Origin of the sequence: Chondrinema litorale, assembly GCF_026250525.1 — a bacterium.
GTDB lineage: Bacteria > Bacteroidota > Bacteroidia > Cytophagales > Flammeovirgaceae > Chondrinema > Chondrinema litorale.
This window is the reverse complement of record NZ_CP111045.1, coordinates 158701-173443: the sequence shown is the minus strand read 5'-3', so window position 1 is coordinate 173443 and position 14743 is coordinate 158701. Positions and strand designations below refer to the sequence as shown.

Sequence of the window (14743 nt, the reverse complement as noted above, 5' to 3'; positions counted from 1 at the left end):
ATACTAACCAGAATTAAATAAATGCTAGAGTTAAAGAATTTTAAGAAAACTTACGGTTCAGTCACAGTATTAGAAATCGATCATTTAAAAATATCTACAGGTATTTACTGGATTAAAGGAGCAAATGGCTCTGGAAAAAGTACACTTTTAAAAACACTTGCCGGTATTATTAACTTTGAAGGTGAAGTTTTACTCAATAAAACTATTAGTGTAAAAAAACAACCAGTAGCTTATCGCAAACTGGTAAATTTTGCCGAGGCTGAACCAGTTTTTCCTGAGTTTCTCACTGGAATGGAATTGGTAAAATTGTTTGCCTCTGCCAAAAATGTTTCGGTAAAAGAGAGTGAGTACTACATAGAAAGTATGGGAATGAGTGCCTATATGTCTGATGCAATAGGTACATATTCTAGCGGCATGTTAAAAAAACTTTCTTTAATGCTCGCTTTCTTAGGCAAACCATCAATTATTCTATTAGATGAACCACTCATTACCATCGATGCTGCTTCTTTAGAGATTCTTTATGAGTGGATTACCCATAAAAAACAGCAAGAAGAACTTAGTTTCTTTTTATCTTCTCATCAGACTTTAGAAACCAAAAATATCTCATTAACTGGTGAGCTGCTTGTGCAAAATCAGACTGTAAACTTACTTGCTAATGATTGATTTTTTTAAAGTATCACCGCTATCTAAGGTCTTAATCAAGATTTTTGCAAAAGGGTTTTACAAGGTAAACGCCGGACTTTTACTATTCCTATTTGTAACTATCATCTTATATTGTTTTTACATAGAAGTACTCAACCAAACTCATTTTGAACCTGACGTAATCATCCTCTTCAACTTATCTTTTGTTCTTTCAATAATCAGCTCACCTGTGTTGGTGATATTAGTTTTCGCAGTTTGGACAGTATTTACAATTAAAAGTTGGAGTTATGTATCCTCACAAATTATAGTTCCAGAAAATCAATTTCTATTCTACAGTAGTAATTCCATTGATAGATTTAGCCAGTTTAAAAGTTGGTTGTTGGTTCAGTTAATTATTTCAATACCAATAATCGTCTATGGCGTATTTGCGATGTTAATAGGTATCGCTTTCGGCTATTACCTTATCCCTATTGTGATATTATTATTCGCATTTTTTATGGCATGTATTAGTGCGCTACTTTATATGCACACGATCAATAAATTAATAAATCCATATGAAAAAACAATTTATCTTAACATTGCTAAAAATTGGAAGAAACCCTTCTTTAGTTTGTTTTTATACCATTGCCTAAACAACCTACAGGTTACGATCGCAGTCACCAAAATACTCTCATTCATTATCATTATTGGAGGAACTTATATACTAGCAGATATTCAGCATGATCTGCGTGTAACTAGCGTAATTTGCTTAGGGATTGTACTCACACATTCATTGCTTATTTATCAGTCAAATTATTTCGAAACCACACAACTAGCTTTCACCCGAAACTTTCCTTTGAGTAGCAATCAGGTATATTTAAATTATTTGCTAACATACCTGCTACTCACTTTACCAGAAAACATTTGGTTGCTACTAAATTTTAATCCTTTCGAAAGTTTCAGTTTGATACTATTTAGTACAGGAACAGCTATGTTTTTTAAAAGCATTTTGTACTTAATCAGATTAAATATGCGAAGGTATTTGTATCGAATTTTCTTCCTGTTCCTTTTATATTTTATAATGATAATGTTCCAGTTAATCTGGGTATTAATTCCAATAAATATATTCATCTCCTTATGGATTTATAATAAGCAATACTATAAACTTGAGGATTTATGAGCGATTTGACTCTTAAAATAATTATCACGAAATTGATAAACATGGATATTTAAATTGATTTTGAAACTATGATAAACTGTGTAATAATTGATGATGAACCATTGGCACGAGAAGGAATTGCTAGGTATGTAAATGATATCGATTATCTCAATTTGATCGATACTTTTGAAAATCCAGTTGCTTTATCGTCATTATCAGATTCCACTAAAGTTGATTTAATATTTTTAGATATCCACATGCCTAAAATGAATGGGATCGATTTTTTGAAGATTAATTCCAAACCACCAATGGTAATTATTACCACCGCTTTTCCAGGTTATGCGCTAGAAGGCTTTCAACTTAATGTGATGGACTATTTACTCAAGCCGATTACTTTCGATCGATTTTACAAAGCAACTAATAAAGCAAGAGATTACCATCAACTCAAAAACAAACCAGAAAAGCAATTAGAGACTAGAGAAAATTACTTCTTTATAAAATGTGAGAACAAATATGAGAAAATCTATTTCGATGATATTTTATATATACAAGGCATGCAAAACTATGTGATGATATACACCAACAAAGGGAAGTATCTCACATTACTTAGCATGAAATCGCTTGAAGAGAATCTAGACTCAACAAAGTACATCCGGACTCACAAATCTTATATTGTTTCCATAGAAAAAATTACTGCGATTGAAGGTAATCAAGCAATTATTCAACAAGAAAACCTAAAAAACCACCACCAAAACATCCGAATCCCGATCAGCAGAAATTACCGCGACCTAGTTCTCGAAAAAGTAGTGAATGAGCGACTTTGGAGGAAGTGAGCTTATTTGTTTCATCTCACTAAGATTTTTAATTAGCATATTAAAAATAACCCTCTAATTGCAGGCCGATAAATAGTTAGCTTTATTTTGGTAATTATTTCGTCAAATCTTCAATTCTAATTATCAGTTTTATAAGTTTGCTTCAACTTTATATCAACTAGCATTATTAATGAAACTATCCTTTTTACAAGCAAACTATCTTTTGAAACCCTTTTATTCATTACTAGTAATCTTTTTACTGAGCCAAAACACTGTTTTATCACAAACTCCAGAACTAAAAGATTACGCCAAAGAAGCACCTAAAACAGTTGAAAAATCGGCAATAGATTTAGCTAGATACCTCACCGAAAATGAGACTGATACCAAACAAAAAGTTTTTAATATATATACTTGGATTACCTATAATATTTCTATTGATGCAAAGGATATAGTGAGTATTAAACATAAACCTCATAGCATCAAACAGATACTAAATAGAAAAAAAGGCAGCTCAGGAGAATTTGCAGGTTTGTTTAATCAGCTTTGTAATTATGTTGAAATTCCTTCAAAAGATATTGTAGGATATGTAAGGGCTACAAATTTTGACGAAGGCATGCAAATCGTTGAAGCAAGTGCTGTATGGAATGGGGTTAAAATTGATTCGAGCTGGTTTTTAATTGACACTTATAGTGGCTGTGGTTCAATAGTAAGAAAGAACAAGAGTTTTCTCGCTAAATTATTTAGTGCAAAATCTCAACAGTACAAACTGATTTTCAAAAGAGAAACAGACATTAATTTTTATTGCATCCAACCTGAAAAGCTTATCTCAACTCACCTACCAGTAGATCCAGCTTGGCAACTAATTCAATTTCCTGTTTCAATGGATAGTTTTCAAAGTCTCGATTGGGAAGGCTACAATTACAAAATGGATAATTGTGATCCTAAACTAGCAAATGCACAAGATTATACGCGATTGTTAAATGTTTATGAGCATCTGTCTAATTTGCCATATATGGAAAAAGTAGCGATAAAAAGTAATGCTTTTTATCCTGAAAACTTTGCGTTACTGGCTCAGTATTATCTTTTTAAAGGACAAGCTATGTATGCTGGACATGCTGATCCAAAAATCTATATTCAAAGGAATAATTCAGTTATTCAAACCTTAGAAAAAGCTGAACTAAATGCTAAGAAACACCAGCAAACTATCAATACTGAGACTTTAAAAACCATTAGCAATTTCAAAAGTAGCATCAATAAGAATATTAGGAATGTACAATCCACCCGATCGAAAATTACATCTCAACATCTCAGTACAACACAAAAAGTTTTAGCTGCAGGAAAAAAAGAGGTTCAACAATCTACCAATAGCTTGGCTGACCTACAAAGCAAAATCAATTCAAAAACCTATCAACCATTAAATGTAAACGCTTCTACAAAAAACGAAAGAGCAGATTTACTCAAAGAGAATAAATTAGCGCTGGCAAAAACCAATAAAGAGCTATTTCAGCTAAAGGATTCTTTGTATAAAACCAACTCAAATCTTGAGGCTAGTTTAATGGAAAAAGCACAGCTATTTGAAGCATTAAAAGGTAAAAATCTGATTTTAAATGATCTCTTATTAGAATTTAATAAATACACAGTAGATAAAGCTCCCTTAATGCCTCTTAAAAAATTAAGTGCATTTATCGATACCTGTGGAACTGAAATTGACAGCCTGAATAAAGCACTTATTCAAAACAGAAGGGATATTTCGATCAACTCGAATAACATCACCAAGATACAATCTGCACTCAATAAAAATGTGATACAAAAACAGAAGTACATCAAGCAAATTTGTACATATTCTGGTAGCAGCAATTGTGATACAGATGAATATAACAGCAGTATCGAATTGCTAAAATCTATAGATCAAGTTAAGCTGGAAATGAGCAAAATGAATCTTGATTTAAAACAAGAAGATATCAGTTTTAACCAGACTATGTTCGAAATACTCGATGATCAGGCTTTTCTATTTAATGATGCAGAAAATAATTTAAATGATTATGAAAACTTTAGAATTAATAATCTTGAGTTTGATAAAAAGAAAAGCAATTATCAGATGGAAGAAATAAAAAAATATGCTGATAAATATATCAATAAATTATCAGCACTTAATAATAAACTAAAGCAAAAGATGAAGTAAAACAAATTGTTAGAACTACGGTAACTCGATGGAAAAATATATTAATGCTTTATTCGATAAGAAGATTTTGACAGAAGCTGGCAAGCAAAACATGTCAGAAAAACTGAACATTTTAGAAGAGGCATTAAATAAGTATGAAGCATTTGTAAAAGAAATGTCAGAAAAGTACCAGAGTAAATTGATCCCATCTAACATCATTCTTGTAACTAATGAATACCATGAGCAGTTATTAAAAGCTAAGATTTTAATAACCTGCAGAGATTTTTTCTATGATGATTTAGGATTGAGATTAATGAACCAACTAGATTATGATGAAAAGATTAGAGAAAGTGGTGTTGATGTAGATCTTAACTTTCATCATAAAGGAGGTTATTTAGTGGTACCATTGCCGGTTGCTAAAGATAAACCTGAAAAAATCGATGCTAGTAGAAGCACAATAGGCCTGCATGTATCCAAAACTCTAAAAGACTTTTTTGATATAGGCTTAATCTCTCCTGAATTATATGAGCATACAAAAACAAGCATTTTGAATGTAAAACCATTCCCTTTTGAAACAAATGTGTCTATTCATAATGAAGGTAGCTTGTGTAATTATCTCATGGAAAACACCATCGAAAAGCCTCATCTAGACCTCAATAAATTTGAAATGTATTTAGCTAAAGCTGGATTTTTAGAAATAGAAGATTATTAAATACTTATATCGCCAACCAACCTCTCCCAACTATTTAGCATTAAATAAGCAGACTATCTAAAACAAAACTCTGATCTTATTTCATGTACACTTTTTTGGCTCTTCGCGTAAAAACTGGCTTTTTTAAGCAAACGCTGTTTCTATTTTTCTTACTACTATTCATATTTCAACAAAGTAAATCCCTAGCACAAATAAATTCTCTTGTTATTCAAGGTCGGGTTGTGAGCGAGAAAAACAACGAACCTCTCCCCTTTGCCACGATTTCTTTTAACAACAATAGAAAGGGAACGGTAAGTAATCAGTATGGAGAGTTTAGGTTGTTAATACCAAATGAATTTAGAAATGATAGTTTGGGTATTTCATATATTGGTTATCAAACTAAATCATTTATTATCAGCGAATTAAACGGCAAGTTGGTTTGCAAACTTCAAGAAAATACACAGCAATTGGAAGAAGTGACCATTACTGGACTCACTGCCAAAACAATACTCAAAAAAGCCATCAATTTAATTCCACAAAATTACGATCAGTCTGCTTTTACCAGTAAAGGTTTTTACAGGTTAACTTCCCAACGAGACGAAAAATACATTCATCTTTCAGAAGCTGTGTTTGATGTTTATCGAGCTAACCGTGACAAGACCACCGAATTTAAACTGGAAAAAATGCGGTCTATTAAAGACGAAAAAGCATCCCATGGTTTAGATCTTGGTTTAAAGCCCGCATCCATTTTTGAATATGATGTAATTCACTCTTTAGAGGAGCAAGAGTTATTCAGCAAAAAGTACTTACAACATCATGAATTTATTCTTGAAGGAGTCGAGCAATTTGATGATACTGAAGCTTATGTAATCTCTTTCGACCAAGAAAATGATTGGAAGAAAACAGGTTATAAAGGCAAATTTTATATTGATACTGAAAACTTTGCTTTCTTGTATCTCGATTATCAACTCAGCCCAAAAGGGATTGAATATTATTCTTATGGAGATGCTGCTTTAAAGGCTCTAATGGCATTATTAGATATTCATATTAGCATCACACATAGTCGATACCAAATATCTTATAAGCAAATTGAGGGGAAATACTATTTGAATAACACGCGAAACGAAACCACACTCAATTATAGAAGTAAAAGAGATCATTTTAACTTCGATTTGCATGCAAGAGCCGACTATTTGGTTACATCGGTAAATACTGATAACAGCAAACCTTTTGATCATTCTGAGATGATAGAAAAGGGAAAACTGATTGAAAACCAACATTCACTCTACGATCAAGCTTTTTGGGATAAGTATAACATCATTCTTCCGGGTCAAGATTTTAATGAGATAGCTAAGACAATTGAAGCCAGTAATGCCGCATTTGATCATAAAAAGGTAATTGCCCAGCAAATCAATAAGTTTCCCAAAGACAAAGGCATCAGAATTGATTCAATTTTAACTTTCTATAATCATAAAGGCTTATTCAACGGAAATGCATTGGTGACTTACCAAGGTGAAACGATTTTTGAAAAAAGCTTTAATAACAAACTCACTAATAACTCCCTAAAAAGTCAATTCAGGATAGGTTCTACCAGTAAGACTTTTACTTCGATGTTAGTGATGCAATTGGCAAACAAAGATTTACTTAAACTCTCAGATGCAGTCTGCAAATACTTGCCTTATTACCCACATAAAAATATTAGTATCGAACAATTACTCACCCATCAGTCAGGCATTCCGAATTATACTGTAAACAATGAGTATGTGACCCAGCTATTTTCTAATGAGTTTGAGACCGAAGAATTGATTAAACAATTTTGTAGTGATTCTCTTCAATTTGAACCCGGCACAAAATTCCATTACTCCAATTCTAATTACATAATTTTAAGTGGCATTATAGAAAGCGTAACAGGTAAAAGTTATAGTGCTATTTTAGAAGAAGAAATTCTTATACCTCTAAAAATGGAAAACAGTTTTTTTGGTGCGGATGATGAAAATCAATTCTTAGCCAAAGCATATTTGTATGGCGAACCTGAACCAAAAGTAATTACACAAAACTTTAAAGGTGCCGGTGGCATAATTTCCACAACACAAGATTTGCTAAAATGGAGCAATGCTTTTGATAATGAAACACTCTTACCTAAAAACCTTATTGACAGTTTATGGACACCAAGAGTAGCTTATATCGATTGGGATGCAGATTATGGTTACGGCTGGATGATTGATAAATACCTTTTCGAAACTTCGAAAAAGCATAAAATCTACTACCATCCCGGAACAGAAATGGGTTTTTACACCATGTTTTTAAAACAACCAGATGAGCAAATTACCATCATACTTTTAAGCAATACTGGTGATTTCCCCCGCTTCGACATTACCGATTTGATTTTACAGGAGTTGGATTAAATTATGAGCTAATCCTATCATTAAAGAGCATTTTTTCTGTGTCTTTAAGGACAAATTTTGGTAAATTGTAATTGATCCTTATCCATTTAATTTACCAAAGAAATCATGTATTTACAATCAAACTTTCTAACACAAAAAACTTTAGCAAAGCTCGATATCTTTTTCATATTAATCGCTTTACTTAGCTCCTGTGCAAATCCTCAAAGAATCCCTGAAATGGAAACTGGAGGGCAAAAACCTATGTCTTCAGTAGAATGGATTGATCAGGATACAGGTCATAAGTTGATCAAGTTAACACGCTCAGGAGCTGATAATCGCAGTTTCTATTTTCATAATAACCCATTTATTCCTGCTCATGGTGATGAAGGTGACCTGATGGTATTTTATGGAAGTGAAGAGGTAAGGAAATCAGATCATTGGTACAAAGGGAAAGACATCAAACAACTTTTTACCCTAAATTTAAAATCCCTAGAAATAAAACAGTTAACTCACCACTCGGCTTCCATCTCTGGGGAAATTGTAGGAAAAAAGCGAAGAGAAGTTTTTTATCAAAGTAGTGATACTGTATTTGCAGTAAATGTTGACAATGCAAAGTCTAGAATCATTTATGTTTTTCCAGATAGCTTAACACAGGCAAAAATTACTACTTTAAATGCTGATGAACAATTACTAGCAGGTGTTTACAGCATTGCCGAAAAAGATTCTATCTTGAAAAATAATCCTAGAAAAGGTGATTATTTCAATTTGATTTATGAAGCCAAGTTACCTCATACCCTATTTACTCTAAATGTGGATGACCAGAAAATTTCTCAAATTCATAGCGATTCTGCTTGGCTTAACCATGTACAATTCTCACCAACTGACCCTGAAAGACTCATGTTTTGCCATGAAGGTCCTTGGCATTTCGTGGACAGAATTTGGAGTATGAATATCCATGATGAAACTCCAATGCTCATGCACAAAAGAACTGTAGAAAGAGAAATTGCCGGGCACGAGTTTTTTAGTAGAGATGGAAAAACTATTTGGTTCGATCTACAAATTCCAAGGGGTGAAACCTTTTATCTGGCAGGTGCTAATGTAGAAACTGGTGAAGAAAAGAAATATGCGATGACTCGTGATGAATGGTCTATTCACTTTAATATTTCTCCTGACCAAAGCATTTTTGTGGGAGATGGCGGAGATTCTACCCAAGTAGCAAGGGCAAAAGATGGCATGTGGTTGTACTTATTTAGAACTGAAGGTGATAGTTTGCACTCAGAAAAACTGGTTAATATGAAACATCATAACTATGATCTGGAACCAAATGTACATTTCTCACCAGATGGTAAATGGATTATTTTCAGAGCCAATTTTGAGGGTAGCAGCCAGATTTATGCTGTTGATATTGAAAAAGATGAATCCTTTTAAGTATTAAATTATCAAACCAACAATTAGTTTGTCCTCAAATTCTAAACTATGCACTACCGGATGTAGGTTGTTATGATTATTATGCATTTTTAAAACTAATTACTTTTCCATTTTATAAAATGGAATTTCTGCCCATCTTTTTCTAATCTTAATCTTATCAGACATCAGAATTGAAAAAGCACAGAGTTTTTCTATACGTATTAGATTTTTACCGGGTTGAAGATACTTAATATCCAAGAGTGTTGTAAAGGCTTTTTGATTATCGATTTTCAATTTAACTTTTGCCCAATCTAGATTGCTAACTAGAGAATCATTTAAATACACTCTAAACAAACCAGGAAAGTTTTGAGGTATTTCCCAATCTATTGAATCTGGCAATTGGAATTCGCCAGACTTTAAAGAGGCGATAGAAAACTCATCTTCTTGGTAGTGTACAATGTTTAATAAGAGTGATTCATCATACACTTGCTCTTTTTTTATAAATGCTCTCGCATATCTAAGCTCTTCATCATGATACTCTTCGTACCAAAAAGATTTATTTAACCATTCTAGCTCATCGTCGATATTGCTAATATTCGCATACATGTCAAATCCATGCAAGTCTGATAATATATTTGGCATCGACAAAAACATGATACAATAGATAAAAATCATCACCTTCCATTTACCCAAATTACTTTGGTAAATAGAAGATATGGTACTCGGTATGGAAGTACCTATCCACTGAGCAATTTTCGATTTTTTAAACACATATGCTATCACAGTATATATGGCTGTCAACATCAAAAAGAGATAAATCTCCTCCGTACCATGTAGACCAAATAAAATACTTACTCCAACTAATAAAAATAGTACAAAGGTAAATACTGTAAATAAAATGCCTGTATAAACTGGAAAACCAAACAAGGTGCTACACCAATTTTCTAGTTTAATTACTAGCTCTGTCGGGCTACGAAACTTGTATTCACTAAATGTTTTAAAGAGTTTAGTATTATCAACTCCTTCTGGAAAAGCATAACTTAAACCTACCAAACCTGCCCATGCAAGCCTCGAAAGCAAATGGATTATGAAAAATACTTTAAAGACATTAATCACAAAGGAGAGATACAAAAAGGTTACTAATGAGCTAACAAAACTCACCGCATACTCTTGGATTAATATGGTGTAAAATTGGAATAACTTTGTTGGAACTATAAATAAAGACGTAAGTATTAAACCAGAAATAATTACTTCTGGCTCCCAACTCCTATTTTGTGTGTCTTTTAACCAATCTGGTATAGCAGAACTATTTGCAAACTTATCTTCAATATCAGTTTGACTGGTGTCTGTAAATTTATCTTCCATCAGAAAATTGCTGATTACAAATACATTACAATTACTTTGATTTTATAAGCTTCACAATATAGTTAATGATGAAGATTATTCTACAAAGTCTATAATCAATATTGCATTTATTGGCTATTTTCGATGCCTAATTTAGTTGTTTTTAATTCGCTCAATTTTGTAAAACGGGATTTCTGACCATCTTTCTCTAACTCTTAACCTTTTGAGGAACAATAAGGAATAAAAACAAATCTTTTCTACCCTTATCACATTTTTGCCGGGCTTTAAGTTTTCGATATTTAATTGTGTGGTAAAACCTTTCTGATAATTAGTTTGAAATTTTACTTGTGACCAGTCCAAATCCGATATCAGAGAATCATTTAAATATACTTTAAAAATATCTGATAGCTTTTCAGGTTTTTCCCAGCCCAATGAATCTGGAATTTGAATTTCACCCGATTTAAAGAAAACTAAGTTATATTCATCTTCTTTAAAATGAGCAATGTTCAATATTAGAGATTTATCGTAAGCTTGTTCAGTCTTTATAAATGCTCTGGGGTATCGCAAGTCTTTGTCGTGATACTCTTCGTACCAGAATGATTTATCTAACCACTCTAAATCTTCGTCTATCGATTTTATATTGGCATATAGATTATCACCCTCCATATCATTAAAACTGAAAGGCAACGATAATAAAAGTATAACATTTACGAATATCATCACTTTCCATTTGCCTAAATTGCTTTGGTAAATAGATGAAATTGTGTTGGGTAATGAAGTACCCATCCACTCAGCAAGTTTAGTTTTTTTGAAAACAAAAACTAATATTGTATAAGCTAATGCTAGAAACAAAAAGATGTATAGTTCTTCACCTCCATGGAATTCAAAATAGATACTTACTCCAACTAGTAAGATCAACACAAGGGTAAAAATGGAGAATATTATTCCTGTATAAACCGGAAAACCAAACATGGTACTACACCATTTTTCCAATTTAATTACCATCTCTGTTGGACTTGGAAAATGATATTGCCTAAAGTGTTTAAATAGCTTGGTATTATCAACTCCTTCTGGAAAAGCATAACTTAAACCTACCAAACCTGCCCAAACAAGTCTGGAAAGTAAATGCACCACAAAAAATACTTTAAATACATTAATAGCAAAGGTGAGATACATTAAGATTATCCCGGCACTCACATAATGCACCGCAAATTCTTGAGTCAATACCGTAAATAACTGGAATAGCTTTGAGGGAACGATAAATAAAGAAGTAAGTAGCAAACCAGAAATAATGATCTCTGGCTCCCAGCTTTTATTTTGTGTATCTTTTAACCAATCGGGTATAACATTAGAATTTTTTGCAGTGTTATCTTCAATGTTTGATTGTGTTGAGTTCGTAGATTTTTCTTCCATCAATTACTTTCAAATTATAATTACCTTCCTATTACTTTGTCTACAAAAGCAGCACAATATTACAAATTATGCAGTTTATAAAGCAATTCATCTTTATAAACTACATTTTAAAGCATGTGTTAGAAAATTAAATCTTACTTTTCATTCACTCCCCAATAAGCCATCATTAATATAGCTCCGGCAGTTCCGTCCATTGTTGGTTCGTTGGTAGAGTAATCTCCAATGTCGTCATGATAAACCACAAACTTGTTTTGCACGTGAGCAAACTCGTCTTGCTCAGAAAGTGTCAATCCTTTTAAAGATTGATAAATACTTGCGAATACAGGTCCATCTACTAAACCACCCGGAACTTCTTGCTTGGTTAAAGCCCAAATGCTCGTATGCACATCCACCGGATATTCTCCTCGCTGTGGCATATTCATAAACATAGAAGTTCCCCAAGGATTTCTGCCAAATAACCAATCGCGCTGCTCAACCAAAAACTGATGATAAGCAAGATCGCCAGTCATTTTCTCATACAAAATTACTTGAGCGATTAAACTGGTTAAGAGGTTATTAGAACACCAAATAAACGGAACCCCAATGCCATAAGGGTTTTGCTGTGCTCTTTTAAAGTTCTTTTCGATTCCGGCTTTGTAATAAGCTGCTAATGAATCTTTTAATTCTGGCTCTACTTGATCGTACAAAGCATAATGCCCCATGTTGATGAAAGGATAATATTGATAGTGAGCAGCAGAATCTAACTCCATCCAAGAAGTTGTGTTGGTCAATTTTGCATATCTCTTGGCATCTGTAAGATAGCTTTCTTGTTCGGTTAGTTTGTACAACTCTGCCGCTGCCCATTCCATATCGTCAGACCAAGTTTCTTCATTATATCGATAGGGCGCTCCATAAGAATTTCCCTGCTGATAACCTTCTTGTTTCGTACCCATTGCATAAAGCGAAATGGCAGCTTCTCTGCATTTATTTGCATAGTCAGCATCATTCAAATGCGCTTCCCAAATTCTTGCCGCTAAAGCCATTGCTGCTGCTGATCTACCAGCCAAATTGGCAATACCGGTAGCTTCGCTTTTATACTTGTTTAAGCCCTGTGGTTTTCCAGTTGCAAAATAGGCCACGCGATAACTATTTGCACCCCAACCATAATCAGAAACATCTTCGTCTGGCATTTTCCAACCTCTGTGGTCGCGATCGTCTGCCACCTGATGAAACAATTGATCTGGTTTAGGATGTAACCTGTGAATCCAATCAAGTCCCCATTTTGCTTCATCGAGCACATCTGGAATGCCATTCGGTTCAGGCTGACCTAAATGATTTACTTTATCGCCAAATCTTTCAGGAAAAAGCTCATAAGTCATCAACATATGAGCAGTCGCGTAACTGCCTGTAATTAAATATTTTAATTGGTCTCCTGCATCATGCCAACCACCACTTACATCTACAAAAGTGGAATCTGGCATCGGGCCATCCATAGCTCTGCCATCTCTTTGGTGGCAAACCATATCTAAAAAGGGATTATAGCCGCATCTTTGCTGGCGCATAAAAACCAACACAGTCTCTTCGGTTTGATCGTAGGCTTGAGATGAAATATCAAAAATGGAAGAAGTATTTCCCGACTTTTTACCTTTTAAAAAATAGGTACCTTCTTGCTTAACCTCCGTAAAATCTAATGTGTAATAGTATTTGAATTTACCCCAATTTTCGGTTTTAGTTTTTTGTAGTTTGATGCTGCTTATCACTTTTTGATTGGCATCATCAATTAAATAAAAAGATTCGCTTACCGCTTTTTCAGAGAAAACTATTGCTATTTTGCTCTCATCTGGCAAATAACCAATCTGATTAATTCGGATATAAGGCCCTTGTTGCGCCAAGGTATTGAGCGCGCTAAAAATGAAAATCAGAGATATGTAAAGTTTGTTCACAGGATAAAGTATTTTGTAAGTTTCGGTAATTTTTAAGGTAGTTTGAGGAGTTCGGTTAATGGTACAAGTTGATAATTCTTCGCTTGTAAAGTATCAATTAGCTTTTCGAGTTGATGATAGAATTTATCGGTTCTTTCTGGGGCAGTACCTACATGAATGAGCAACATAAAGCCATTTAAGCCTGTTTGGCTTTCTTTTTCATATTGAATGATACTGTTAAAAATCTGGTCACTAGATAGATAATTCTTCATATCTGGTGTGGTATAATCTGCATTTGATCTAGTTCCAGAACTAAAGTTAATCAATTGCAAATCCATTTCGCTTGTCCAATTACTGATGGATTGGTTATACCATTCGTATGGTGGGAGAAAAAATGGCGCATCGGTTTTATCAATGCCGAACCGCTTCATTTCGGCATAATTGTCTTTCAAATCTTTTTGAAAAACTGCTTTGCTTACTAGCAAACTATCACGCTTTGTCCAATCGCAATACAGCAAATGTTTATCTGAGTGAGCACCCAAATAATGTCCATTGCGATGTAGTTTTTGTATTAATTCTTTAAAATCTGGATTTCGATAAAAATCTCCTGTAAAAAAGAAAGCACCTTTTATGTCTTGCTTATTTAAGACCTGCAAAACATGTTCGCCTCCTTCTGCAAATGTATGACCAGTAAACACCAGACTGAGCTTTTTCAGTCTGGTGTCTCCTTTAATTACAGCTTCCTGATAGCATTCAAACTTTTGACAATAATCTTGAGAAAAGGCTTCTCTATTAAAAATTACAAAAGCTGAAATACACAGGAAAATGATTGCTTTCACATTCATGTTGA

11 protein-coding genes are annotated in these 14743 nt (G+C 33.4%); 7 read left to right on the top strand and 4 right to left on the bottom strand.

Annotation, left to right across the window (positions count from 1 at the left end):
* Window positions 1–21 precede the first annotated feature (21 nt).
* From OQ292_RS23575 to OQ292_RS23545, 7 genes are all read left to right on the top strand, one after another.
* Entirely contained in the window at window positions 22–663 is a 642-nt protein-coding gene (locus tag OQ292_RS23575; RefSeq protein WP_284686842.1) for an ABC transporter ATP-binding protein, read from the top strand.
* Window positions 656–1801, top strand: a complete 1146-nt coding sequence (locus OQ292_RS23570; protein WP_284686841.1) for a hypothetical protein — start codon at window positions 656–658, stop codon at window positions 1799–1801. Before OQ292_RS23575 ends, OQ292_RS23570 begins: the two co-directional genes overlap by 8 nt.
* A 68-nt stretch (window positions 1802–1869) precedes the next feature.
* Window positions 1870–2613: a LytR/AlgR family response regulator transcription factor gene (locus tag OQ292_RS23565; protein ID WP_284686840.1), complete on the top strand. Its 744-nt coding sequence runs from the start codon at window positions 1870–1872 to the stop codon at window positions 2611–2613.
* 169 nt (window positions 2614–2782) lie between these two features.
* Window positions 2783–4774 (top strand): transglutaminase domain-containing protein, encoded by a 1992-nt coding sequence (locus OQ292_RS23560; protein WP_284686839.1) that lies wholly within the window; start codon window positions 2783–2785, stop codon window positions 4772–4774.
* A gap of 28 nt (window positions 4775–4802) precedes the next feature.
* Window positions 4803–5465 (top strand): hypothetical protein, encoded by a 663-nt coding sequence (locus tag OQ292_RS23555; RefSeq protein WP_284686838.1) that lies wholly within the window; start codon window positions 4803–4805, stop codon window positions 5463–5465.
* 83 nt (window positions 5466–5548) lie between these two features.
* Window positions 5549–7849, top strand: a complete 2301-nt coding sequence (locus tag OQ292_RS23550; RefSeq protein ID WP_284686837.1) for a serine hydrolase — start codon at window positions 5549–5551, stop codon at window positions 7847–7849.
* A 105-nt stretch (window positions 7850–7954) separates the two neighbouring features.
* Window positions 7955–9256 carry an oligogalacturonate lyase family protein gene (locus OQ292_RS23545; protein WP_284686836.1) on the top strand — a complete coding sequence of 434 codons (1302 nt, stop codon included), beginning with the start codon at window positions 7955–7957 and terminating at the stop codon, window positions 9254–9256.
* 99 nt (window positions 9257–9355) lie between these two features.
* On the opposite strand, the gene OQ292_RS23540 is transcribed toward OQ292_RS23545, so the two are convergent.
* From OQ292_RS23540 to OQ292_RS23525, 4 genes are all read right to left on the bottom strand, one after another.
* Window positions 9356–10600: a hypothetical protein gene (locus tag OQ292_RS23540; RefSeq protein ID WP_284686835.1), complete on the bottom strand. Its 1245-nt coding sequence runs from the start codon at window positions 10598–10600 to the stop codon at window positions 9356–9358.
* 132 nt (window positions 10601–10732) lie between these two features.
* Window positions 10733–11992, bottom strand: coding sequence for a hypothetical protein (locus OQ292_RS23535; RefSeq protein WP_284686834.1), 1260 nt, complete (start codon window positions 11990–11992; stop codon window positions 10733–10735).
* A 134-nt stretch (window positions 11993–12126) separates the two neighbouring features.
* Window positions 12127–13914 (bottom strand): glycoside hydrolase family 9 protein, encoded by a 1788-nt coding sequence (locus tag OQ292_RS23530; protein WP_284686833.1) that lies wholly within the window; start codon window positions 13912–13914, stop codon window positions 12127–12129.
* A 32-nt stretch (window positions 13915–13946) separates the two neighbouring features.
* Window positions 13947–14738 carry a polysaccharide deacetylase family protein gene (locus OQ292_RS23525; RefSeq protein WP_284686832.1) on the bottom strand — a complete coding sequence of 264 codons (792 nt, stop codon included), beginning with the start codon at window positions 14736–14738 and terminating at the stop codon, window positions 13947–13949.
* Window positions 14739–14743 lie beyond the last annotated feature (5 nt).